Source organism: Mycolicibacterium duvalii, from assembly GCF_010726645.1.
GTDB classification, from domain to species: domain Bacteria; phylum Actinomycetota; class Actinomycetes; order Mycobacteriales; family Mycobacteriaceae; genus Mycobacterium; species Mycobacterium duvalii.
The window spans coordinates 3,727,139-3,752,748 of sequence record NZ_AP022563.1 but is presented as its reverse complement, the minus strand read 5'-3'; the positions used below and the strand labels follow the sequence as shown (position 1 = coordinate 3,752,748).

15 protein-coding genes are annotated in these 25,610 nt (G+C 65.5%); 12 read left to right on the top strand and 3 right to left on the bottom strand.

The features are described 5' to 3' along the window. Positions 1-32 precede the first annotated feature (32 nt). The 3 genes from G6N31_RS17610 to G6N31_RS17600 all read left to right on the top strand — a co-directional run bounded on the left by G6N31_RS17610 (position 33) and on the right by G6N31_RS17600 (position 2,398). Entirely contained in the window at positions 33-821 is a 789-nt protein-coding gene (locus tag G6N31_RS17610) for a maleylpyruvate isomerase N-terminal domain-containing protein (RefSeq protein ID WP_098005804.1), read from the top strand. Continuing rightward, positions 818-1,516, top strand: coding sequence for a mycothiol-dependent nitroreductase Rv2466c family protein (locus tag G6N31_RS17605; protein ID WP_098005806.1), 699 nt, complete (start codon positions 818-820; stop codon positions 1,514-1,516). The genes G6N31_RS17610 and G6N31_RS17605 overlap by 4 nt, the downstream gene beginning before the upstream one ends. A 72-nt stretch (positions 1,517-1,588) precedes the next feature. Further along, positions 1,589-2,398 (top strand): DUF1206 domain-containing protein, encoded by an 810-nt coding sequence (locus G6N31_RS17600; RefSeq protein WP_098005808.1) that lies wholly within the window; start codon positions 1,589-1,591, stop codon positions 2,396-2,398. Between the two features lies 1 nt (position 2,399). Here the strand turns inward: G6N31_RS17600 and G6N31_RS17595 are convergent, their stop codons facing one another. Both G6N31_RS17595 and G6N31_RS17590 read right to left on the bottom strand, forming a co-directional pair. Beyond that, positions 2,400-2,822, bottom strand: coding sequence for a lipoprotein LpqH (locus G6N31_RS17595; RefSeq protein ID WP_098005810.1), 423 nt, complete (start codon positions 2,820-2,822; stop codon positions 2,400-2,402). Continuing rightward, on the bottom strand, positions 2,819-3,736 hold the full coding sequence (locus G6N31_RS17590) for an alpha/beta fold hydrolase (protein ID WP_165776272.1): 918 nt from the start codon (positions 3,734-3,736) through the stop codon (positions 2,819-2,821). Before G6N31_RS17590 ends, G6N31_RS17595 begins: the two co-directional genes overlap by 4 nt. Positions 3,737-3,769: 33 nt before the next feature. Between G6N31_RS17590 and G6N31_RS17585 the strand changes: the two genes are divergently transcribed. Further along, positions 3,770-4,765: an alpha/beta hydrolase gene (locus G6N31_RS17585; protein WP_163722238.1), complete on the top strand. Its 996-nt coding sequence runs from the start codon at positions 3,770-3,772 to the stop codon at positions 4,763-4,765. 156 nt (positions 4,766-4,921) lie between these two features. Then, positions 4,922-5,419 (top strand): hypothetical protein, encoded by a 498-nt coding sequence (locus G6N31_RS17580; RefSeq protein WP_234815470.1) that lies wholly within the window; start codon positions 4,922-4,924, stop codon positions 5,417-5,419. A gap of 40 nt (positions 5,420-5,459) precedes the next feature. Here the strand turns inward: G6N31_RS17580 and ponA2 are convergent, their stop codons facing one another. Further along, positions 5,460-7,973, bottom strand: a complete 2,514-nt coding sequence (gene ponA2 / locus G6N31_RS17575) for a transglycosylase/D,D-transpeptidase PonA2 (protein ID WP_163722236.1) — start codon at positions 7,971-7,973, stop codon at positions 5,460-5,462. Between the two features lie 131 nt (positions 7,974-8,104). Between ponA2 and G6N31_RS17570 the strand changes: the two genes are divergently transcribed. The 7 genes from G6N31_RS17570 (at position 8,105) to G6N31_RS17540 (ending at position 25,607) form a co-directional block, all read left to right on the top strand. Beyond that, entirely contained in the window at positions 8,105-10,276 is a 2,172-nt protein-coding gene (locus G6N31_RS17570; protein ID WP_234815357.1) for a S15 peptidase family protein, read from the top strand. Positions 10,277-10,594: 318 nt separating this feature from the next. Continuing rightward, the gene (locus G6N31_RS17565) at positions 10,595-11,827 is read left to right on the top strand and encodes a DUF6361 family protein (protein ID WP_098004023.1); all 1,233 of its coding nucleotides are present in this window, start codon (positions 10,595-10,597) and stop codon (positions 11,825-11,827) included. After that, positions 11,802-13,643: a phospholipase D family protein gene (locus G6N31_RS17560; RefSeq protein WP_234815356.1), complete on the top strand. Its 1,842-nt coding sequence runs from the start codon at positions 11,802-11,804 to the stop codon at positions 13,641-13,643. The genes G6N31_RS17565 and G6N31_RS17560 overlap by 26 nt, the downstream gene beginning before the upstream one ends. After that, complete coding sequence (locus tag G6N31_RS17555) at positions 13,640-16,759, top strand: helicase-related protein (RefSeq protein WP_098004039.1); 3,120 nt, start codon at positions 13,640-13,642, stop codon at positions 16,757-16,759. The genes G6N31_RS17560 and G6N31_RS17555 overlap by 4 nt, the downstream gene beginning before the upstream one ends. A gap of 674 nt (positions 16,760-17,433) precedes the next feature. After that, positions 17,434-20,274, top strand: coding sequence for a helicase-related protein (locus tag G6N31_RS17550; protein WP_234815358.1), 2,841 nt, complete (start codon positions 17,434-17,436; stop codon positions 20,272-20,274). A 3-nt stretch (positions 20,275-20,277) separates the two neighbouring features. Continuing rightward, entirely contained in the window at positions 20,278-24,870 is a 4,593-nt protein-coding gene (locus G6N31_RS17545) for a DNA methyltransferase (protein ID WP_098004021.1), read from the top strand. Further along, positions 24,870-25,607, top strand: a complete 738-nt coding sequence (locus G6N31_RS17540) for a DUF8548 family protein (RefSeq protein ID WP_234815355.1) — start codon at positions 24,870-24,872, stop codon at positions 25,605-25,607. Before G6N31_RS17545 ends, G6N31_RS17540 begins: the two co-directional genes overlap by 1 nt. Positions 25,608-25,610: the final 3 nt, after the last annotated feature.

The window sequence follows — 25,610 nt, the reverse complement described above, 5'->3', positions numbered from 1 at the left end:
CGTTCAGCCAGCGACAGGACTAGAGAAGAGCTGTGACGACCCCGAACACCCGAAGCCTGGACGAGATCCGCGGCGCGCTCGAGCACTGTTACTCCGCGATGGAGACACTGTGCGCCGACCTCAGCGACGACGAATGGCAGACGCAGTCCCTGTGCCCGGACTGGGATGTCCGCGGCGTGGTCGACCACGTCGTCAGCATCGAGGCCGTGATGGCCGGCTGGTTGCCCGAGGACGACACCACGCTGCCGCCGTTCGAGCGGGCGGCGGAGTTCTTCGCCGACACCAGCCCGTACGTGGAGAAGATGCGCGCGGTCTTCGACCGCCGCCGCCGTGACCTGGCCGCCCTGTCCAGCGAGGACCTCGACCGGCCGTCCTGGATGCCCGTCGGGCCGGGCACCTACGGCCGGTTCCTGCAGATCCGCGTCTTCGACATCTGGGTGCACGAACGCGACATCACCACCCCGCTGGGCCGCGCGACCGACGACACCGGTGTCCCGGCGGAGATGGCGCTGGCCCAGGTGGAGAACTCGATCGGCTACATCGTCGGGAAGAAGGTCGGCCTGCCCGAGGGCAAGAGCCTCACATTCGACCTCACCGGACCGATCGTCCGTCAGCTCCACGTCGCCGTCGACGGCCGGGCCAAGCGGGTCGACCACCTCGACAACCCCGACGTGACGGTGACGACCGACTCGACGACGTTCATCCAACTCGCCTGCGGGCGCATCGATCCGCAGGCGCAGATCGACTCCGGCGCGATCCGCTGGCAGGGCGACGACGAGCTGGGTGACCGCGCCGCCCGCAACCTGAGGTTCACGATGTGACCGAGCACCCGACCGCCGTCGACTTCCACTTCGACGTCATGTGCCCGTTCGCGTATCAGACGTCGCGGTGGATCCGCGCGGTGCGCGAGCGGACCGGTCTGGAGGTGAACTGGCGGTTCTTCAGCCTCGAGGAGATCAACCGGCAGGAGGGCAAGAAGCACCCGTGGGAGCGGGAGTGGTCCTACGGCTGGTCGATGATGCGCATCGGCGCGCTGCTGCGCCGGCAGTCGATGGCCGACGTCGACGCGTGGTACGAGCGCGCGGCGCGGGCGCTGCACGTCGACGGGCACAAGCCGCACGAAAAGGCCGTCGCCCGACACCTTTTGGCGGAGCTCGGCTTCGACCCGGGGCTGGTCGACGCGGCGATCGCCGACCCGACGACCGGCGACGAGGTGATGGCCGACCATCAGCGCGTCGTCGACGCCGGCGGCTACGGGGTACCGACGCTGTTCTTCCCCGACGGCCAGTGCCTGTTCGGCCCGGTGCTCATCGACCCGCCGACCGGGGACGCGGCGGTGCGGCTGTGGGACGCCGTCGTCGCGTGGACGGAGTTCCCGCATCTCTACGAGTTGCAGCGGCCCAAGATGCCCGCCGACGGGCAGGCGATCACCGAGACGTTGCGGCCGTACCTGGAGGCCAGGGACTGGGTGTCGATCAACCGGGGCAAGGTCATCAGCTTCGACCCGCCGCAGTGAGGTGACTTCGGTCCACCGTTTCGCCTGGGAGCGCTGGGGGTAGCCGTGTCCGGTGTTGCGGCAGGGCGGGCCATGAGCTTCAAGGGCGCGGTGAACCGGGCCACCGACAGCCGCACCGTGGAATGGATCGCCCGCGCCGGCTACCCCGTCAGCGGGCTGTTGCACGTGCTGATCGCCTACATCATCCTGCAGATCGCGTTCGGGTCGACGGGCGACGCCGACCAGACCGGCGCGCTGGCGACGCTGGCCGCCCAGCCCGGCGGGGAGGCCTCGCTGTGGGTCGTCGCGTTCGGACTGGTGGCGTTGGCCCTGTGGCGGCTGGCCGAGACGGTGCTGGGCCTGCACCCCGGGGAGCACAGCTTCGCGCACATGCGCGAGTCTCCACTGATCAACCGGCTCAAAGCGTTTGGCCTGGCTCTGCTCTATCTAGGGCTGGCCTTCGCCGCCGTTCAGTTCGCGCTGGGGGTGGGCCGGCAGGGCAGTGAGCGGGCCGAAGGCCTCAGCGCGCGGTTGATGCAATCCGACGGCGGGCAGGCCGTCCTGGTGGCTGTCGGCTTGGCCATCGCCGGGTTCGGCGGCTACTTCGTCTACAAGGGGGCGTCGAAGAAGTTCCTCGAGGATCTGACCGTGCCCGGTGGCCCGTTGATCACGGTGCTGGGCATGTGCGGGCATGTCGCGGAGGGTTTGGTGTTGTTCGCGGCGGGGACTTCGGTGATCGGCGCAACGTTCCTGCACGACCCGACGCGGGCGACCGGGCTCGACGCCGCGGTGGAGGCGATCGGTGACGCGCAGTTCGGGCAGACGATGCTGGTGGCCGCCGCGGCGGGGTTCGCGGCCTACGGTCTGTACAGCTTTGCGTTGACGCGTTTTTCGCGGATGTGACTCAGCACGGGGCCTTGATCTCGAACGGCATCGACCGGGAGCCGCCCGGGGTGGTGCCGTCGTTGCCGACGACGGTGCCGGTGATGGTGTAGACGTTGTGGTCGTTGACGGTGACCTCGATGTCGCCGGTGTCGCGGTCGGCGACGCCGTGGTGGCCCTCGATGCCCTGCATGCTGACGCTGGTGACGCGCGGTTGCAGACCGCCCAGCTCGACGAACGCCCGCGCTTGGCCCTCGTTGCCGGTCGCGTCGATGGTCATCAGCCACTGCGTCTGCGTGCACTGCACCGACCGGGTGGACTCCTGGCGGCCGTCGATGCGCAGGAACCCGGACTGGGCGGGCGGCTCGGTCGACGCGGTGCCGGTCAGGCCGCAGCCCGCGGTCAGGGCGGCGGCGGCGACGGTCAGCACGAGCGGTTTTCTCATAGGTGGGCCCTCAGGTAGGTGAGTACTTCGTCGGCGGTGGCGAAACCGCCGAGGTGGCTTTCGGCATGGCGCAGGACGAGTTCGGCGCTGGGCAGCCGATCGACGGCGGCCTGGGCCTCGGCCAGCGGCACGATGTTGTCGGCGTCGCCGTGCCACCAGCGCACCGGCGCGGACACGTCGGCGAGCCGGAAACCCCAGTCGCGCCCGAACAGCCGGGCGTCGTCGACGATCGCCTGGAAGCGGCCCTTGGCCACCAGCACCAGATCGTCGATGAACATCCCTTCCATCTCCGGGTCGTGCAGCACCCGGCGGTCTCCTTCGGGGACCACGCCGGCGTAGGCCCGGCAGGCGAAGTGCGCCAACGGAATCAGCGGCATGATCACGAGATTGGCGCTCTGGGCCAGGGGCTGGCGCAGCATGTGCAGCAGTGGGGCGAAACGGCGGGCCAGGTCGACCGCACCGGTGGCCAGCGCGTCGGGCCCGACCGACGGGACGACACCGCCGAGCACCGCGACAGCTTTGACCCGGGTTTTCAGTGGCGGGACCGCGGCGCAGGCCAGCGCGTAAGGCCCGCCGCCGGACAGCCCGGCCACCGCCAGCTCTTCGGCGCCGAGCGCGTCGGCGACGTGGGACACGTCGTGGGCCCAGTCGGCGATCGAGGTGTACGGGTGCGGGTCGGACAACCCGCTGCCGGGCCGCCCGACGACCACCACCCGCAGCCCGAGCTTCTCGGCCGCGCGCCGCCCGCACAGCGGGAATTGGCGCCGCCCGCCCGGGGTGCCGTGGAACCACAGCACGGCGTCACCGGCCGGGTCGCCGAATTCGGCGAAGCCCAGTCGGCGTCCAGAGGGCAGATAGAAGCGGCCCTCGGCCCGTGGCTTTTCGGTCCGGGGGACGCGAATCGGATGACGCATCGGGTTGGCCACTGCGACGAATGTAGGGCGGCGGTGGTCGGCGGCGCAGGAAATTGGTGCACGGACCGGATGAATCTCGCCGAACTCACACAGTCGGCGCAGGCCGATATCGACCGGATAGCAGCGGAACACCCGAACTGGGCTGCGGGGCCGCCCGTCTCACCGAACCCCAACCCGCCGGCCGCCTACCGGGAATGGCGTGGCCGCCTGGATGCGGCCAGGCATCAGCTCGACGGGTTGGCCACCGTGCAGGCCGAGTTGCAGTCCAACGACGGCACACCGCGCCTGCTCGGCCTGCTCGACGATCAGGGGCGCGCAGCAGTGTCGATCGGCAATCCCGATACTGCCTCCCACAGCGCCACTTTCGTTCCGGGAACGGGGCAGGACCTGGTGCGCATGCCGTACAGCACCGAGGATGCCGAGGCGATGTTTCAGGCGGCTTTGCGGGCAAACCAAGACCTCGCGCCGGAGGATCTTTCCGTCACGACCTGGATGGGCTACGACCGGCCGATGGACCTGTTCGATGCGGCCTCACCGGATTTCGCGCGGGGTGGTGGCGCCGACTTGGCGGCTTTCCAGGAGGGGATGCGCGTTACCCACGAGGGTGGACAGTCAGTCAACACGGTCATCGGTCACAGCTACGGTTCCACCTTGGTCGGGGCTGCCGCGTCCGGTGGCAACGAACTCGAGGTCGACAACGTCATCGCCGTCGGCAGCCCCGGCATGCTGGTGGACCAGGCCGCGGATCTCGGCCTCGGTGCGGGCGCCGACGTGTACGCGACCCGCGCCCGCTTCGACCCGATCAACCTGGCGACCGGCTTCACGCTCGGTTCGAGCCCCACCACGGATGGCTTCGGCGCCATCCAGCTGCAGGCAGCGGCTGGGCCGAACACCGGACCGCCCATTCTGGATCTGCCCTCCATCGCCGCGCACAGCAGCTACTGGGATCAGGGCAATCCCGCGCTGCGCAACATGGGCGCCATCATCGGCGGAATGCCGCCGCCCCACATCGTGCCTCCGGGAGGATGATCGGTTGTGATGCGAACCATCCGACGTAGACCTCGTCCGACGAATGCCCTCGTGGCGGCCGCGCTTCTCGTCGTCGTCGTGAGTGCGTGCAGTGGCGACCAGGGTGACATTGGGCCGCCGACCCCCACAGGCGCCACCGACATTGGAGGACCTTCGATGACGTCCGCTCCGCCGCCTCCTCCCGGTTGGGAACTCGAACCGCTGATCCCGACAAGTCAACAGCAAGCCCAAGATACGGTGATCGGCTACCTGACCCGGACGGTCGAGGCGTTGCCCGCGGGCACCCGGCTCGACGCCACGCGGTATCGGGTGGGCAACGGCAATCGTTCGTGCGATGACCTGCCCACCGGGTCGGACAAGCCCGAGATGATGTTCACCGATGTGCGGCAGGTGCTGCTGCCCGAGGGTGCGGACGCTGCCGGGGTCATCAGTGAGGTCGGCGATATCTGGCGGAGCTGGGGCTGGCACGTGTTCGAACGCGATGATTTTCCTCGCCCCAACCAGTTCGGCTACGGCCCCGATGGATACCGGCTGCAGATCGAATCCTCCACCCCGCCCGGTCATCCGCCGACGATCAGCGGTATCTCACCATGCTTCCCCGGAAGCGTGGCCTCCGATGACGTCGCGGTCCCGACCGTGATTCCGTCGACGTAATCCTGAGCAGCGACCCGGCACGTTCCGCGCTGGACAACCGTCACGCCGGCGGCGGTGGAGGTAATGGCGGCGGTGCAGGTGGCGGCGGCGGTGCAGGTGGCGGTGGTGGCGGGGGAGGCGGTGCCGCCCACGGCAGCACGATGGGCGGCAGACCGGGAATCTGGATGACGTTGGCCGGTGGCGGCGGGGGCGGGGGCGCGTCGGGTGGTGGCGGTGGGGGCGCCTCGCTGGGCGGCGGCGGTTGGTACACCGGCGCCGGGGCGATCCCGGTGCTGGTGAGGATCGTGACGATCGACCCGGGAATCGTGCGTCCGCGTGGCGTGGTGCCGATGACCGCGCCCCGCGGGGACCCGCTGTTCACCGCGGTCGGTTCCGGGGCGACCTGAAAACCGGCGTCGGCCAACTTCTTCCGGGCCGCGTCGAGTTTCATGCCGGCCACGCCGGGCACCTCGCTGCCGGGGCCGCCGTCGACGTAGCGCGGATCGGTCGGCGGCATGGTGATCGGGCCGAAGTCCTCGGCGATCGGGTCCATCGCCAGATACCAGGTGCGGGCGGGTTCGGTGCCGCCGTAGACGTTGCCGCTCCCGCATTTGCGCAGCGGGTAGGAGCACAGACCCGTCGGGGTCGGCGAGTCGTCGAAGACGTAGTTCGCGGCGGCGTAGCGGTTGGTGAAGCCGAGGAAGCCCGACGACCGGTGCGACTCGGTGGTGCCGGTCTTGCCCGCCATCGGCAGATCCCAGCCGACCGAGCCCGCCGCGCCGGTGGCGGTGCCACCCGTGTGGTCCTTGCCCAGCGCATTGGCCAGCGTGTTGGCCAGGCCCTCGGGCACGACCTGCTCGCAGGCCTGGGTCTGCAGCTCCACCTCGGCGCCGTGCCGGTCGAACACCGCGTCGATCGGGTTGGGCGGGCACCACATGCCGCCTGAGGCCAGCGTCGCGCCGACATTGGACAGTTCAAGCGGGTTGAGCTCGAGCGGGCCCAGCGTGAAGGACCCGAGGTTCTGCCGCTTGACGAAGTCGGCGAGGCTCTCGTTGGACTCGGGGTCGTAGTCGCGGGCGGTGCCCGGTTCGGCGTAGGACCGCAGCCCCAACCGGACCGCCATATCGACCGCGCGCGGCACCCCGATCTGGGCGATCAGCTTCGCGAACGCGGTGTTGGGCGACTTGGCCAGCGCATCGGTGACGTTCATCTGGCCGGCGAACCCGGCCACGTTGCGCACGCACCAGGTCTTGGGTGGACAGCCCGGGTCGGCGCTGTCGCCCAGCCCGGTGGCCCGGAAGGTCTGGGGCACGTCGAGGGTGGCGTTGATGCCCAGGCCCATCTCCAGCGCGGCGGCGGTGGTGAAGATCTTGAAGATGGAGCCGGCGCCGTCGCCGACGAGGGAGAACGGCTGCGGCTGCACGGTCTGGCCGGCGGCCAGGTCTAGCCCGTAGGTGCGGTTGTCGGCCATCGCGACGACGTCGTGGCGGTCCTTGCCGGGGGTGATCACGCTCATCACGCTGGCCACGCCGACGGCGGTCGGGTCGGCCAGTTCGTCGACGGCGCTCTTGACGCTGCGCTGCACCTTCGGGTCCAGGGTGGTGCGGATCAGGTAGCCGTTGCGGGCGACGTCCTGCTTGCTCAGCCCGGCGCGGGCCAGAAACTGCAGCGCGTAGTCGCAGAAGAACGCGCGGTCGCGCGCGGCGATGCAGCCCTGCGGCAGCGGGTCGGGCCGGGGCAGCACGCCCAGCGGTTTGGCCTTGGCGGCGCGCAGTTCGTCGGCCTGGGCGGGCAGGTTCGCGATCATGGTGTTCAGCACCAGGTTTCGCCGTTGCAGCGCCGCGTCGGGGTTGGTGTAGGGGTCAAGCGAGGTGGGGGAGCGCACCATGCCGGCCAGCAGGGCGGCCTGCTGCCAGTTGAGGTCGGCGGCGTTGACGCCGAAGTAGGTGCGCGCGGCGTCCTGCACTCCGTAGGCGCCGTTGCCGAACGACACCAAGTTCAGGTAACGGGCCAGGATCTCCGATTTGGGCAGCGCGGCGTTCAGCGCCAGGGCCGCCCGGATCTCACGCAGCTTGCGGGCCGGGCTGATCTCCACGGCGGCGCGGCGCTCGGCGTTGGTCTGCGCGGTGACCAGCAGGTTGAAGTTCTTGGCGTACTGCTGCTCGATGGTGGACCCGCCGCGGGTGGACAGGTCGCCGCGCAGGTATCCGGTCAGGCCGGTCAGGGTGCCCTGCCAGTCGACGCCGTTGTGTTCGGTGAAGCGTTTGTCCTCGATCGCGACGATGGCCAGCTTGATGGTGTTGGCGATCCGGTGGCTGGGGACCTCCCAGCGGCGCTGCTCGTAGAGCCACGCGATCGGGGTGCCCTCGGCGTCCACCATGGTCGAGACCAGCGGCGCTTCGCCTTCGATGAGCTGCGTGGATTCCGCGCTGGCAGAGTCGGATACGCCCATCAGCGTGGCTCCGACGCCGCCGACGAACGGGAACATCAGCGCAGCGACGAGCAGCCCGGCCAGCAGACAACACCCTGCCAGCTGGGCGACGACGACCCCTGGAGCCCGACCCCTGCCGCGCATGGCGCCAGCTTAGGGGCGGCGCGCGGGGCCGCGGGCTGGATCGGACGGAGGGCCCAAACCGATATTGACGCGCTGGTCGTAGATCCGTGAACCGCATCCGGAGGGCCGGTGCGCACGGTAAGCAGGAAGCCGTGGCTGCGGGGGACTGCGTGGGTCGGGTCGGTGGGTTGGCGGTCGCTCTGGGGATCGGGGCGGCGATTCTGGCGGGGGCCGGCGCGGCGCTCGCCGACGACGGGGGCTCGTCGGTGTCGTCGGCGAGGTCGTCGCAGACCTCGGAGTCCGGGTCGCCGCGGGCCGAGCGGGCGACCGGGGAGCGGCGGGACGCGCGGCGGGGAACCGAGCGGGAGAAGGCCGACGTCACCGAGGTCGATGTCGCGGCTGCCGAGCCTGGGGTCGTCGACGTTCTCGAGGAAGTCGTACCCGTCGCCGAGGAGGGGTCGGAGGACGAGGCCGAGCCTGTCGCGGCTCCGGTCTCGACCGTCGTGGCTGGGGATGACGTCGGCGCCGACGGCGAGGAGCCCGCGCAGGCCGCGGTGGCGCTCAGCGCGCTTGCGACGGCGCGGGTCCGAACGGATGAGGAGACGGCGGCCGGCCCGCAGGTGACGACCAGCCTAGCCGCCGATGACTATGAACTCCCGACCGACGTGCAGGTGCGCGAGATAACCGCGCCGCTGCAGTGGCTGCAGATGGTGCCGGTGGTCGGGCGATTCGTGATGACGCCGATCGTGCAGCTGCTCCACGCCACCCCGTTCCTGTCGGAGATCCTGCATCCGCTGTTCGGGTTCCCGATCGACCACGCCGCCGCGCCCGGTTCGCCCCGGGCGCGCAGTTACAAGGTGACGTCGTTCGACGGCGCCGAGATCTACGTGCACTTCATGCCGGCCAAGGGGCTGCAGGCGGGCGAGGCGGCACCGACGGTGCTCAACGGTCCCGGCGTGGGGTTGCCGGGGGCGACGTCGTTGAACAATCGGCTCGACAGTTTCCTGCCCTACGACGTGGTCGGGGTGGGGCGGCTGCGCGAAGAGGGTTACAACGTGGTGAGCTGGGATCCGCGCGGGGAGTGGAACTCCGGGGGCCGGATGCAGTTGCAGTCGCCGGACTTCGAGGGCCGCGACATCTCGCACATCATCAGCTGGCTGTCCACGCTGGACGCGGTGCAGACGGTCGACGGGGACCCCAAGATCGGGATGGTGGGGGTGTCCTACGGCGGCGGGGTGCAGTTCTCCGCCGCGATCGCCGACCGCCGCATCGGCGCAATCGTGCCGACCATCGCGTGGAACAGCCTGGTGGACGCGATTTTTCCGCGGCAGGCTGTGAGCAGCGTGTGGGGCACGTTCCTGAGCGCACTGCTCACTATCACCGGGGCGCGACCCAACGAGCGGGTGCTGCCGGCGGTGATCGGTGCGGTGCTCACCGGCGAGGCCAGCCAGTCCGACATCGACCTGTTCAACAGCCTCAACTTCGCCGACCGGCTCGACGAGATCACCGCGCCGACCCTGTTGATGCAGGGCACCGTCGACACGCTGGTGCCGCTGGCCCACGCCGACCTCAACGCCACGGCGCTGATCGCGGCGGGCACCACGACGAAGGTGGTGTGGTTCTGCGGCGGGCATGGTGCGTGCCTGAGCAGCCGCAACGACGGGCAGGTGGTGTGGCGCGAGACGATGGAGTGGCTGGACCGCTACGTCAAGGGCGACGAAAGTGTTGATCCAGGACCGCAATTCGAGTGGGTCGACCAGCGCGGTGACTGGTATTCCTCGGACACCTACCCGGTGAGCACCGGCGAATCGGTCACGGCTGTGTCGACGCGCACCCGCAGGATCGGATATATCCCGCTGCTGGGTGGCTCGGGACCGAACCCGTGGGTCATCACCCGCGGTCTGGTGCCCGCGATCATGGGGTTGGCGTCGGGTGCGCCGGCGCTGAACGCGGTGAACCTGCGCGTGCCCGACGCCACCGAGTTCACCCACCTGATCGGCGCGCCGGAGCTGACGCTGACCTACTCGGGCACCGGCAACGCCGAGCATGTCTACGCCCAGCTGGTCGACAACCGCACCGGCCTGGTGCTGGGCAACCAGGTAACGCCGATTCCCGTTGTGCTGGATGGAGAATCCCGCACGGTGACGTTCTCGATGGAGCACATCGCGCACACCCTGCGGCCCGGCGAGTCGCTGACGCTGCAGCTGGTGACCTCGGCGTTCCAATTCGTGAACTTCTACTCCTGGGGGACGGTCAGCGTGGAGGGAATGTCGCTGGAGCTGCCGACGCTGGCGGCGGCGCAGGTGGTGGGGGTAGCGGCGTGAAAAGGCTAGACCGTGCGGTTCCAGGGGCAGTAGGTCATGTGGGCAGTAGGTCATTCACGCGATCGCCACGTAGACCGCAGCGCAATCCCAATCGAACGACGGGTTGTTAGACCGAACGATTTCCCGACACAGACCATGCACATAGCGGACGGTGCTAATAGGGCTGGTGTAGACGCTCCCTACCTTTTCCAGGCGAATCGAGAGAATCTTATAAAGCGGCGCGGCACTGGGCGACGCGGTCGTCCTGACGGCAATCAACATGCCGCGAAAGACGCCTTCGAGATACCGTGACTTTGTGGGTTCACCGGGGGAGGCTCCATGCCGTCGTTGATCGCGTGGCTTGACGCGTCGAGTGAGGATCAGCGCCGGATGCGCGAGATCGTCAACTTATTCAGCGAGCGTGAAAGTCGCGACGAGCTCGGCATTGGCCAAGTTCGCGACGCCCTGAGCGACTTGCTATGGCCGGGAACGTCGACGCTGTTCACGCGCGCGCGCTACTTCCTCCTTATACCGTGGTGCTTCCGCACCGCAGCCAAAGCGCGCAACGACGTCGATAAGGCGACGGCGGCCGCTGACTACAACGAACGTCGCTTGATTCGCGGACTACTCGACGCAGGCGAGAAGGACGGAGTGATTGGCGCGAACGTTGGTTTTGCGCTGAAGAACCTGCCGTCCACTCTGTATTGGGGCGCCATGGGGACCCACGGCGTCCTCAGCGATCCCGCTCTCAGCAGGGCTGACGCAATCATGGCCGAAATCGATCGCGCACACCCGCGCCGGACGGCCGCGGACTTCGATGACGAGGTCGCTAACAGCTGGCACACCGGCGCCTTCCATGCCACGCTGCCCACTGTTCCGAGCGGGTTTCCAGCCGAGGTGCCGGGCGGGTTCGCCATGCCCCAGAGTGAAGCGGCATGGCTGCGCGACCGGATGCTCTCGAGCTCGCCTGGCACCATGCTGGAGTACGCCCTGGAGCACCGTCCCGATACCGGCAGTGAAGTGCCATGGGAGGATTCGGTGCTCACCGGTGCCTCCGGGGAGCGTGCGCAGGTGCTCGACGACGCTCGGCGCTTCTCCATCCTCATGAACAGTGCGGCACTCGTTTACAACCTACTATTGGCGGAGGCATACGAGGACGAGGGGTTCGACCGGGTCGACAATCCGGTCGACCGGTATCGCCAGCGGATCGAGGAGTGGGCTGAGCAACCGAGCCTTAGCCAAGACATCCACACCTGGAATCGAGATGCGTTCTGGCGCCGAGTCCTCGAACAGAATCCCGGCGTCAACCTCCGATCACGTCGTTTCATCGACACCTGGCTCGATCTACTCAGTACCGCGAACCTAGCTGGCCTCGCAACCAACGACAGCGTGCGGTCCTTCATCTACCGACGCGAGCGCGAGCACAAGCGAGCACAAGCAAGGCTGTCGAACAAACGGCTGCTGCAAGCGTGGCTAGGAGCATCTGGAAGTAACCGACTCGTTTACCGGTGGACACAGCTGCGCCCCGTGATACAGGACATCCACGATGGATTGGAGCGCGCGAGTGCTTGAACCAGACGGCCGCGCCGCGCTCACCGAGCAGCTACGACCACCAAGTGGATTTCAGCTTGCGCACGCGGTGGCAACCACTTTTAGCCTCGACCTGACCACCGCCTTGTCGGTGCCACTTGCCTTCGCGGCGCACCGGGTCCATGAGAGTCGCGACCCGATTGCGATTCTCGACGCAGTACGTCGCGCGGCGGACAAGATCGACGTCTTCGCCCAAGCCGGCCAGATCTTCGAACCTCGCACGCCCTCTGACCTATTTGCACTTCTCGAACCGATGATCCACCCCGCCAGCGCGCCACGCCCGACGATGCTGTTCCATCCGAAAGTCTGGATCCTTGAGTATGCCGATGGGGATGCGCGAAGCTACCGACTTCTCTGCGCCAGCCGCAATCTCACCAACGACCGTAGCTGGGACCTGGTGGTGCGGCTCGACGGCTTCGCCGGCGACGAACCCGCAGAACAGAGCACGCCGCTCGCAGCGTTCGTGCGGGCGCTTCCTGAAATGTCCGTGCAGAAACTACCCGATCACAGGGCAGCTCGAATCGATGAGCTGGCGGCCGCGGTCGCCAGGGTCGAGTGGGAACGTCCTAGCGATGTTCGATCGATGCAGTTCCACCCCTTTGGGGTTCCCGAGATTACAGCCAAGCCGCTCCGCGAGCTATTCGAGGGAACGCGCCACGGAATTATCTCACCGTTTCTCAGCGACGAAGGTATCCGCCGGATCCTTCCGCAGCGGTCAGAATCAGTGATCATTTTGGCGCTTCGCGAACAACTCGATCGGCTCGACAGCGCGACGCTAGAACGCGTCGAGGCTTTGATTCTCGACGATGCAGCCAATGACGACGCGGAAACTGAAGGGGGGCAAGCGGAGGCGGAACTGGCGACGACGCCGCGGGCCGAATCTCTGGTCGGCCTGCACGCGAAGGCGTATGTCGTTGATCGGCAGAGTGGGGCGCATCTGTTCGTCGGTTCGGCGAACGCCACTGAGGCTGCGTTCGGCGGCAACGTAGAAATGCTTGTCGAGTTCGAAGGCCCGTACACCAAGCTCGGTGTGCTCGCCCTGCTCGGCGAGGCCTCACCACTACGGGCGCTGACCATTCCATTCGAGCCGGTGGGTAGCGCCGAGGTTTCGGAAGACGAACTGGCAGACCACAAGCTCGAGCAGGCGCTACGAGTACTGGCGGCGCGCCGGTACTTCGCCCAGGTCGAGGCAGGGGAGGGCGCATCGGCCGAAACCGGCTACTTCATGAGACTTTCCGCCGAAGGCCCCTTAAGCATCCCGGAGGGTATGAGTGCCCGGGTCACTCTATTGACACGTCCGGCCAACACCGCGATGGTCCCCGGTGTGTCTGTCGTGTTCGAGCGCTTAGCGTTGACCGACATCACGCCGTTCATCGTCATCCGAGTTACCGATCCGCGCGGCACTACCGCCTCGACGGTAGTCACGGCTTTGCTTGAAGGCGACGTTCCCGGCCGCCAAGACGCGGTGATCGCCCGACAGTTGGAGGATCGGGCCGCTTTCCTGAAACTTCTAGCGCTTCTGCTGGCCCTTGAAGGGGGAGATAGACTTTTCAACTTCGATTCGGCGGGTGGGTTCGGCGTCGAGTGGACGGAGGATAGCAGTGGCATTTTTGAGACGCTCGTACGAGCTATTGGCGTCGAACACGGCGGCCTGGCCGATCTTCGGCGAATCATCCAACATGTGAAGGCCGCGGAAACCCGTCGTCCCGAGGGGGCGCCGCCGGTGCTGCCGGACGGGTTCGATGAACTGTGGGAATCCGTATGGTCTGCCTACTCGACACTGTCGGCGGCACGATGAACCGGCCCGAGGTCGAACGGATACTACGCGGACTCAAGGGGTTCCAGCGCGATGCAGTGGAGCACGTCACTGACCGGCTCTTCCGGTCGCCAGACTCCAGCGGACGCTTCCTCATCGCCGACGAGACGGGACTTGGGAAGAGTGTCATCGCCCGCGGCGTGATCGCATCTGCGATAGCTGAACTTCAGGACGCGGCGCATGTCGACCGCATCGACGTGGTGTATATCTGCTCGAGCACTGACCTTGCCAAGCAGAACCTACGCCGCCTCAACGTCACTGGCGATCCTCACATCGGTATCACCAGCAGGCTTACATTGCTTGCGCTCGAAAGTCGGCGCTTTGCCTCCGATTCAGGGATCGCGGGCAAGAAGGTGAACCTTGTGTCATTTACGCCGGGAACCTCGTTCGAGATGGGATGGCAAACCGGCTCTCAAGAGGAACGCCAGTTGTTACACATCCTGCTCAACGGGATGGACGTTCAAGACCGGGAGGCAGAGAGGGCCTCGGCGTTGTTCTTTCAAGGACAAGTGAAACGGCTGTCGGACTTCGAGGACGGAATCGCTCGCATGCGCGATGCCCTCGGCGTCGGCCCGGATGAAGTCATCCAACGCGAATTCGCCGCGGCAATCCAGGCCAGCGGCCTCCGAACGGAATTCGATTCGGTATGTGAGCGACTCGGTGGCCTGGATGTGCTGCCCGACGAGCTGAAGCCGCGGGTTAAGTCACTCATCTCCAGGCTGCGTGGAGAGCTGGCAAAGGCGAGCGTGGAGTCGCTGGAGCCAGACCTCGTCATTCTCGATGAGTTCCAGCGATTTCGACATTTAATCGACCCCAATAATGGCACCGATGCCAGCGAGCTCGCTCACCATCTGTTCAACTATCCACACGCCAAAGTCTTGCTGTTGTCGGCGACACCCTACAAGGCGTACACCACAGTCGCTGATGGCACCGAGGACGACCATTACGGCGACTTCATGACCACGCTGGAGTTCCTCGCTGACGGTGACGACGCTGCGCTCGAACGAATCCGACAGGGGTTTCGCAACTACCGAGAGACTGCAATCAGCGGTTCCAATGCGGCGAGTGAGGCAGCTGAGCTGCGTAATGCGCTGCTTCCCTTTATGTCCCGTTCAGAGCGACCCAGGATGGAAGAAGGCCGCGATCTTCACGTTCGGCGCATCGTCAGTGAGGTGCCGACACCTGAAGACTTGCGAGATTTCGCGGCCCTGCAGAACTTCGCGCGCGAGATCGACTCGCCAGTGAGCCTGGACTATTGGAAGTCTATCCCGTACTTCGCCAGTTTCATGGAGGGATATCGACCCGGGGAGCATGCTCGTCACCTGCTCAAAACAGGAACCGGGACAGCGGAGTTGACAGCAAGTGTCAGCAGGCTTCGATCGGTCGACCCGCAACTGATCAAGAAATACGAGCAAGTCGACTACGGAAATGCGCGCCTCCGCGCCTTCGCCGCCGAGACCGTCGAGAAAGATTGGTGGAGGCTGTTGTGGGTTCCGCCTTCGATGCCCTACCTCGCTCCGGGGAAGGTGTATTCACCGTTTTCGGACGGTTCTGTCACGAAGCGTTTGATTTTCTCGGCGTGGTCTGGTGTGCCGACATCGGTGGCGAGTCTGCTGAGTTATGAAGCAGAACGGCGGATGGTCGCTGGTTCCGGATTGACCGAGAATACGGCGGAGGCGAGACGCGCGGTGTCGTCGCGATTCGACTATGTGATCCGTGAAGACAGGGCGGCGAGTATGTCCACCCTTGCGCTGTTCTGGCCGCACCCGGCGCTGGCCGAAGTCGGTGATCCGCTAGACCTGCTGGAGGAAGGACGCCCGATCGAAGCCGACGTCGCGAAGACAGCGGTCGAGGAACGTATTCGGGCTCGGATTACGTCCGCTGAACACGCACATGCGGAAGCGGCGTGGGAGGCGTTCTTCGCCTGGCCGGATGGCTGGCCCAAGGGCGTACACCGTCGATCCGATGCCGCCGCATACTGGCTGGCCGGGCGCGGTGGCGGCGCCACGTCGACGGAAGACACCGGTTCAGGCCGTGCGCTGCCGGCGCACGCCAAGGTGGCGCTAGCGCAAACGGCCTCGCCACATTGGCACGACGACCTGGCATTGCTCGCGCTGCACAGCCCGGGCAACATCGCGTACCGAGCGCTGGCCAGAATCTGCGATGAGATCGATCAAGAACTTCGCAAAGACCTGTGGCGCAACGCAGCACGCCTCGCCAATGGTATCCGGACACTGTTCAACCGGATGGATGTCATGTTCCTGCTCGACCAGCTCTACGGGACCGAGCAGCCGTATTGGAGGTCGGTCCTGCAGTACTGCGCCGACGGCAATCTGCAGGCGGTGCTCGATGAATACTGCTACCAGCTCAAGCTCGAGCTCGCCGGGGTTCGGATCGACGCCGCCACTCTGAGCCAGATTGCAGATCGAGCAATCGAGGCCCTGACACTACGTACGTCGCGGTACACCGCGCGGGCCACCAACGCAGAGTTCACGAGGATTCCGATCACCGTGCGATTCGCGCTGCGCTACGGTGCCGCGGGCAAAGACACCGAGAGCGTTCGAGCGCCGGAGGTCCGCAACGCGTTTAACAGCCCGTTCTGGCCCTTCGTCTTGGCGTCGACGAGCGTCGGGCAGGAAGGGATCGACTTCCACTGGTGGAGCCATTCTGTAGTGCATTGGAACCTTCCCTCCAACCCGGTGGACTTCGAGCAGCGCGAGGGTCGCGTGAACCGTTTCGGCGGGCACGCAGTGCGCAAGAACGTTGCGTCTGCGCATGGTCAGGCGGCGCTCGCGGCGGCACGGTCCGGGCGCCACCCCTGGGAGTGCGCATTCGATGCGGCGGTCGACCACACCGAACTCGGCGAATTCTCACCGTGGTGGATCTATCCGGGCCAGGCCCGTGTTGAGCGGCTCGTCGTGCACTTCCCCCTCAGCCGAGAGGATGCTCAGTATCAGCGGCTCCGGGACTCGCTCACGCTGTACCGCATGATGCTGGGCCAGCCCCGGCAGGAGGACATGATGGAGTTGCTGCGGCAGCGCGGGGTGACCGACAGCGACGTCGCGCAGCTGGATCTACGACCGCCAGCTCGGGCTTGAGGGCGGGATGCGCGACGAGCGCAACCTGGGCAAATAATCCCGAGCGTGTCGGTATGACACGGTATCCGTAGGAACCGGCGGCGCGAAAGCAGCAACGCCACTAATGTGCGAAGGTAAGCAGGAGACGGGGGTGTTTCAGACGTTCATCCGGTGGGCGCGAAGTGCCTAGATACAGATTCCGCTGGTCAAACCTGCCATCGTCCCTATTAGACGAGTTGTGTGGGAACTTGTTCGCTGACTGCGGTGGGCTCGCTCCGCCCGAGGCCCTGCAACTTACCTACGGAGCACGTCCTCGGGAAGAGTTCGTTCAGGAGGCGTGGGAAACGCTTCGAGACGGTTGGCTACGCCGGGACAAGGAGGCGCGCGAGCGTGTCGTGCAGGCCCTCCTCGCCCGGCGAGGTGAAGACGGCCAGATCACGAATCGGCGGGCGCAGATCGAGTTCCTGCGCGGACTGCGCAACGCGAAGAACCTACGCGAAGTCGTCCTGCAGGAGTTCATCGACCTCGGCGAGGTCGAAGCCCAAGCTGCGCCGCCAACACCACAACCGCCGCCCAGCCCGAAACCACCGCCACCGCCTGTTCCAAGATCCCCTGCGCCGACCCCCGGAGAGAAGTTGACCCCTACCGTCGAGACCACAGCAACCAACGACCTCAACGTCGCACCAGGATCCATCGTGGTCGTTCGCGATGAGGAGTGGCTGGTCACCAAGGCTGAGCAGGGCAGTGACGGCTGGCTGGTCTACGTCCGCGGGCTATCCGAACTGGTCGCCGAGACGACGGCCGCGTTCTACTCCAGCCTCGACACGATCGAGCCGCAGGATCCCAAAGAGGCGAAAGTGGTCGCCGACGGTTCCTCGGGATATCGCGACTCCCGGCTGTGGCTCGAAGCACTGCTGCGTAAGACACCCGTGCCGTACGGCGACCAGGCGCTGACGGTGTCGACGCACATGCTCGCCGATTCGCTCGCCTTTCAGCAGGCCGCGGTGACCCGTGCGCTCGACCCCATGCACATCCGCCCGCGAATCCTGATCGCCGATGCGGTCGGCCTCGGCAAAACCATCGAGATCGGCATGATCCTGTCCGAGCTGGTGCGGCGCGGCCGCGGCGAACGCATCCTGATCGTCACCCCGAAACATGTGCTCGAACAGATGCAGCACGAGCTGTGGTGCCGGTTCGCGTTGCCGTTCGTGCGACTCGACTCGGCCGGGATCCAGAAGGTGCGCCAGAAGTTGCCAGCCACGCGTAACCCGTTCACCTACTTCAAGCGGTCGATCATCTCGATCGACACGCTGAAGAGCCCCCGCTACAAAGCACACCTGGAGCGCCAGCAGTGGGACGCGGTCGTCATCGACGAGTCACACAACCTCACCAACGTCGGCACCCAGAACAACGAGCTGGCCCGCGTCCTAGCGCCGAACACCGAGGCGCTCATCCTGGCCTCGGCCACCCCGCACAACGGCCGGGAAGAATCGTTCGCCGAGTTGCTGCGGCTGCTCGACCCGACCGTGGTGCAGCCCGATGGCACCTTCACCAAGCAGGACGTCGAATCCCTGCTTATCCGGCGGCACCGCCACAGCCCCGACGTCGCCGCAGAAGTGGGCGGCGACTGGGCCGAGCGCGCCGAGCCGGTGCACCGGCTGGTCAAGCCGTCTCCGGCCGAGGACGCCGTAGCCGCCGAGCTGTCGCATACCTGGTTGCACCCGGCGACGGGCAGCTCCCCATACTCCGGCGACACCAAAGCCCTGTTCCCGTGGACACTGGCGAAGGCCTTCCTCTCCTCACCTGCCGCCCTTGCCGAGTCGATCAAGCAACGACGCAACAAACTCGACAACACCGACCGCGAGCAGCGCAAAGAGCTGCAGGCGCTGCAGACCCTCGATGATCTCAACGCCAAGGCCATCAACGAACGCGCCGGGAAGTTCTCGGCGCTCGTTGCGCGCCTCAAAGAGATCGGCGTCGCGCCGGGATCGTCGATGCGCGCCGTAGTGTTCGCCGAACGGATTGCCACGCTGAGGTGGCTGCGAGAGCACCTCCCAGCCGCGACCGGGCTGAAACCCGACAACATTGCGATGCTGCACGGCGGTCTGTCGGACGTCGAGCAGCAGGAAATCGTCGACAGTTTCAAGTTGGAAACCTCGCCGATCCGTGTTCTGGTGACCGGCGACGTCGCCTCAGAGGGCGTGAACCTCCACCGACAGTGTCATCACCTCATCCACTACGACATCCCGTGGAGCCTCATACGCATCGAGCAGCGCAACGGCCGCATCGACCGGTACGGGCAGAAGTTCCCTCCAGTGATCTCCTCGCTGATCCTCGAACCATCCGATCCGGAGTTCTCCGGTGACCTACGCGTCTTGTCACGGCTACTGGAACGCGAGAACCAGGCGCACTCCATGCTCGGCGACATCGCCTCGCTGATGGGTAAGCACAGCGTGACCGAGGAGGAAAACGTCATCCGCGACGTGCTGGCGAAAGGCATGGAGCTCGACGACGCGGTCCGCACCGCCGACGAAGTGGCCGAGGGTGACGATCTGGATGCGTTCTTCGCGCAGTTCGACACGGTCGACGACGCACCCCCAGCGTTGCCGGCGTCGACGCGGCAGAGTCTGTACCCCGACGATCTCACCTTCCTCGACGAGGCGTTGCAGGCCGCATTCCACGACGTACCGCATGCCCCGCCGGCGAAGGGCGGGGTCCTCTGGACGGTCAGCAAGACGCACGGCATCGCCGAATTGAACCCGCCGAAAGACCTACAGCAGCGGTTGGGCCAACTGCCGCAGAACTATCTGCAGCACGGCCGCGTGTTGGAACGGCTCAAACTCGCCACCACACCGTCCGTCGGCGAGGAGCAGTTGCGCATCGCTCGAGAAGGCAAGGGCATAGACAACACGACGTGGCCTGAAGCGCACTTCCTCGGGCCGCTGCATCCGGTGCTGGACTGGGCCAGCGACCGCGCCCTAACGGCGCTGGGCCGCAATCAGGTCTTCGTGATACGTGGCGACGTGGACGCGCCGACCGTACTGCTGATGGGTACGTTGACCAACAAACGCGGACAACTGATTTCGCGAGTTTTCTCCACTGCCGTGTTCCCCAACCCGTCTAATCCGGAGTTCTGCATGGTCGAGGCGCTCGAAGACCTCAACTTCCTCACCGCCGACACGGGCCTCAAACCCGGATCATCGAATCCCGGGCCGGTCGCTGACGTCGAGCGCTACCGCGCGCTGATCCCGGTCGCGGTTGAGCATGCCCGCCGCGAGATGCGGTGGGTGCTCGACGCGCAAGAGAAGGCCACCACCGAACGCCTCGCGCACTGGCGGCAGCGCGCGGAACGGTGGCACACCGAAGCCGATCATTTGGATCTTCGCGGAGCCCAGAAGTCCCGCATCGGCAGGCTCGGGCAGCGCATTCACGATGAGCAACGCCTCGCCGACCTGTTGTCCCCCACCCAGCAGCTGGTGCGCCCGCTGCTGGTGATCGTGGGCACCGACACCGCCGCCGCTGGAAAGGAGCGTTGAGCCGTGCCCTCGTACGATTCCATCGTCGTCGGTGAAGACTGGATCAGCGAGCACTACTTCACCACCGACTCGCCACGAGAGTCCTTCCAAGGCAAGGTAATCGAGCTGCGCAAGCAGTGGGATGCCGAAACCGCCGAGGGTCGAGAGACCGTACGGAGCCGACTGCTCGGCGCGGCCCGCGATGTACAGACCGCGTTGTCGACGCTCGCCGAGGAGCCGAGCGGGGCGCCTGAAGCACATGCCATGATCCGTCAGGCGCTCGGCTTCACCGAAGCATTGACCGACTACGACGGTACGCGGGCGGGAACCGAACTCCGACTGCCGAAAGCACAACTCCCGGGTGTGACGAGCACCCTTGTGCTCCAGGCCAACCCGGTGGAGTCGATCGACGACCTGCTCGATCCTCAGACTGGACTGCTGCTCGAACCGGGTGATGAGGACAACAAGCCGATCGACGTGGTGTCCAAGGCGGTGTCGGCGGCGTTCCGCAGCGACGAGCCACCCGCGTTCATCGTCGTGCAAGCCGGCCAATGGCTATTGCTCGCGGAGGGCGCACGGTGGGCGGAAGGCCGCTACCTTGCCGTCGACCTGCTGGTGGTGCTCGAACGGCGCGATGAGAAGCGAGGCGGTGAGATCGACCGATTCGCCGCGATGTTCGGCCGACAGGCGCTACTACCGGACGCGGACGGAAATATTTGGTGGACCGGCGTGCTCGAAGACTCGGTCAAGCACACCGTCGGCGTATCCAAGGATCTCCGCGAAGGCATCCGGCTCTCTATCGAAATCATCGCCAACGACGTGGTACGCCGCCGCGCCGAACGTGATTTGCCGCTAACTCAGATCGACGGACAACAGCTCGCCAAGCACGCGCTGCGCTTCCTCTACCGCATTCTGTTCCTGCTCTACGCGGAAGCCTCGCCCGAATTGCGGGTCCTTCCGGCGGGCGCCCCCGAGTACGGCGAGGGCTACGGCCTGGACCGACTGCGCGAGCTAACCCTGACCGAGCTCGTCTCGCCCACCGCGAAAAACGGCACGCACCTCTACCAATCTTTAGCAACCCTGTTCCGACTCGTAGACATCGGACACACGCCCGCAGCGGTCGACAGCGACATCGCCGACGACCCGGCACCTGGGCTTGAGTTCAACGCCTTGCGGGCAGATCTGTTCCACCCCAAGGCAACCGAACTCATCGACCAAGTTGGCCTCGGCAATGAGGCGACACAGCAGGTGCTCCAACATCTGCTGCTCTCCAAGGAGTCCAAGGGGCGAAAGGGCGCCGACCGCGGCTTCATCTCCTATGCCGAACTCGGCATCAACCAACTCGGTGCGGTCTATGAGGGGCTGATGTCGTACACCGGCTTTTTCGCCGAGGAAGACCTCTACGAGGTCGCTAAGAACGGCGACCCGGAAAAGGGCTCGTGGGTGGTTCCGGTGTCGCGCGCCGATCACCTGTCTGCGTCTGATTTTGTGACGACCATCGACGAGGCGACCGGCGAGCCGATCGCGGTGATTCATCGACAGGGCACCTTTGTGTTCCGCCTCGCCGGCCGGGAACGTCAGCAGTCGGCCTCCTACTACACCCCCGAGGTGTTGACGAAGTTCGTCGTGTCCCAGGCACTTGAAGAACTCCTCGACCAGAACAGTGAACGAACAACACCCGAGCAGATCCTCCAACTGACGATCTGCGAGCCGGCTCTCGGGTCCGGAGCCTTCGCAATCGAGGCGGTACGCCAACTCGCCGCCGAATACCTCAAGCGTAAGCAGGAAGATATCGGTGAGGTCATCGACGCGGACCAATACCAAGTCGAGCTGCAGAAGGTGAAGGCGCACATCGCACTTCACCAGGTGTACGGCGTCGACCTCAACGCCACGGCGGTAGAGCTAGCCGAGATCTCGTTGTGGCTGGACACCATGGTCGCGGGTTTGCAGGCCCCATGGTTCGGGCTGCACCTGCGACGCGGCAACTCGTTGATCGGGGCTCGCCGCGCGGTATATGCGCCTGGGCTGCTAGCGAAGAAGGCGTGGCTGTCGACTGCACCGGACGATGTGCCACTCGGTGCTGAGATCGGTGCGGGTATTCACCACTTCCTGGTGCCTTCGCATGGTTGGGGCACGGTGATCGACACTCCCGAAGCCAAGACGTATGCGCCTGACAAGCGGGAAGAGCTGCGGTTGTGGCGCAACGGGATTCGCGGCAATCCGAGCGCCCCGATCAAGAAGCGGCTTACCGCTCTCGCGCAGCGGGTCGAAACACTGTGGGAGTTCACGCTGCGACGGTTGACCATCGCGGAGTCGGAGATCCGGCGCGACATCAACCTGTGGGGCCAGGAGCGGGACGATGGGTCCGCACCGGCGGTGACGCGTGAGCAGATCGAAGCGGTGCTGCACGACGAAAACGGCGCATACCGGCGGCTACGACGGGTGATGGACGCCTGGTGCGCACTGTGGTCCTGGCCGCTCACCACCGACATTGAACCACCAGATTTGGATCAGTGGGTCGGCGGTCTCGAAGCGATCCTCGGCGTGCCGCCGAAGGCTGGAAAGTTCGAAAAGTACGGGCAGACCAGCCTCGCGGTCGACATGAGCTGGGCTGAGCTGGATGTCGCTGAGGACACCGACCGTACGTTCTCCCAAGTAGTTCCAATCGATAGGGCACTCGACGGGTATCCGTGGCTGGCGGTATGCGGATCGATCGCCGAACAGCAGGGCTTCTTTCACTGGGAGTTGGACTTCGCGCCGGTGTTCGCCCGTGGTGGGTTTGATCTGCAAGTTGGAAATCCGCCGTGGGTTCGCCCTGACTGGGACGAAGCGGGAGTGTTGGCGGAGTTCGACCCGTGGTGGCAGCTGGCGGACAAACCGGCTGAGACGGTTAAGCAGCGGAAGCGGGAGGAGACGCTCGCTGAGCCGAAAGGTCTGGACGCGTACCTGACCGAGCGAGCAGAGCAGGCGGGGTTAAGTGAACATCTAGGCTCGGATGTAGATCGACCGGTCCTGTCGGGATTGCAGCCTGATCTGTACCGCTGCTTTATTGAACGGACCTGGCGATCCATGGCGCCGAATGGGATCGTGGGCCTAATCCACCCCGAAAGTCACTTCACTGAGCTCCGGGCGAGGACACTTCGTCGTGAGACATATCGACGTCTCCGCCGCCATTGGGAATTTCGGAATGAGCTAAGACTCTTTGAAATCGACCATGCGAAGCAGTACGGCGTGCATGTCTATGGCGCCGCTGTTAGGACCGATTTCTTGCAAGCGGCATCCCTCTATCACCCGCAGACCGTGACGCGGTCACTGCATCACGACGGCTCGGGTCCAATTCCGGGGATAAAGGATGAAACCGGGCACTGGGATCAACGGCCGCATGCCGAGCGCGTGATAAGGGTCACAGAAGCAGAACTGGCAAGGTGGGCAGCCCTCGTCGACGAGTCTGAGACTCCGCCCGCCGAAGCTCGCATGCTATATCCGGTGAACCGAGCCAGTGGCACAGTACTTGACAAGATTGCGGCCGCACCGCGTCTCGGAAGCAAATACTTTCAATGGACTGCGGGATGGCATGAATCTGCCGACCGCAAGGCGGGATTCTTCAAGTCCGCCTCCGCGGTGCCGGGGCGTTGGGAGGACGTCATCCTCCAGGGCCCACACCTGACGGTCGCTACTCCGCTGTCTAAGCAACCGGCCGAAACCATGCGCAACAACCTCGACACCTCGGAGATCACCCTTGAGCAAATCAACGAGAACTTTATCCCCCGAACAAGCTACCAGCGCGCTGTGCCATATCCTGAGTACATCGCGGCCTATCCCAAATGGAACGGCAAACCTACTTCGGCATATTTCCGACTAGCATGGCGGGAGATGAGCCAGCCGGTGAAGGCTGTCCGCACTCTGCAAACTGCACTTATCCCGCCAGGGCCTACTCACGTCCACGCTGTCCATTCATTTTCGTTGCCGCGGGATAATCGACGGCTCGCTCTTATGGCAGGGGTGAGCCATTCGGTTGTAGCCGATTTCATGATCAAAGTGATCGGCAGCGGTCACATCAATGCCTCAACGTGGTTGCAGATTCCTGCTCCTAATGGATCTCCGATTGAGTCCCACCTGGTTCTTCGCACCCTCCGTCTCAACTGTCTCGTCCAGCCCCACGCCCCACTGTGGGAAGAGCTATATGACAAAGCATGGCAGCAGGATTCGTGGGTTCCACACATCGGCGTGGACTACACCGGCCGTGCACCGCTAGGTGCCGTCGACCAGAAATGGCAGTGGGCGACACCGCTGCGCCGCGCTGCGGACCGTCGCCAAGCCCTCGTCGAGATCGATGTGATCGTCGCTATCATGCTCGGCATCACCGCCGAAGAACTGACCACGATTTACCGCACTCAGTTCCCGGTGCTGCAGAAGTATGAGCGCGATGCGCTCTACGACGCCAATGGTCGCCAACTACCCGGCAAGCTCGCATCTGAGTACCGCAAGAAGGGCGCTTTGAAGCCGGATGGCCTCACCGTGGACGGCACTACCTATGTGGAACCGTTCGTCGGGGTTGATCGCGAGCGCGATATGGAACTGGCGCACAAGCACTTCAGCGATATCGCGAACGGCTGATGGCAGACGAGATGGGACAAGGAAACGGCCGTTCACCCGCACACGAAACCCTGGATAGGGCGGCGCGCGACAGACTTGCCGACGCCGTTGAGGTGCTGGATCCGCAACCTCGCGAACGACGTTGGGTCAGTCTGAGCCTGTGCATCCTCGACGCAGTGTGGAGCATCGGAGCCAACTACGACAACGTCGTGGTCCCGTTGACGCGGAATCTGGCCAAGGAGTTCGGCGTCGACAGGCCCGTTGTTCCGATGACGGATGCGCTTGATGTCGACCCCTTACCCGTCACACGACTGGGAGAACTCGGTGTCGAGGAGCTGGCGCGGCGCACAAATCGGCAACGAACTTCGACACGCGGCGGAATACTCAAAGCCGATGCGGTGCTGCGCCACATCAACGAATTCGTCAAACACGATGTCACCACCCTACGCGACGGGATTGACCTGTTGGCGGACAGCGATCGGTTCGCCGCTGTCGATAAGGACCTGCGCTCGATTCCCGGTGAGGGCGCGCGCGGGGTTCGGCGGAACTATCTGTGGATGTTGATCGGGCAGGACGACCTAATCAAACCGGACCGGATGGTGCTGCGATGGTTCCGCCACCACGGGGTGATCGTCGATCCCGCTGACGCGCGCGACATCATCACCGCGTTGGTGCCCATCGTCAGCCAACGTCTTCGGCGGGACGTCACCGCATGGGAGATCGACCACGCTCTGTGGTTAGCCGGACGAGGGATGTAGGCC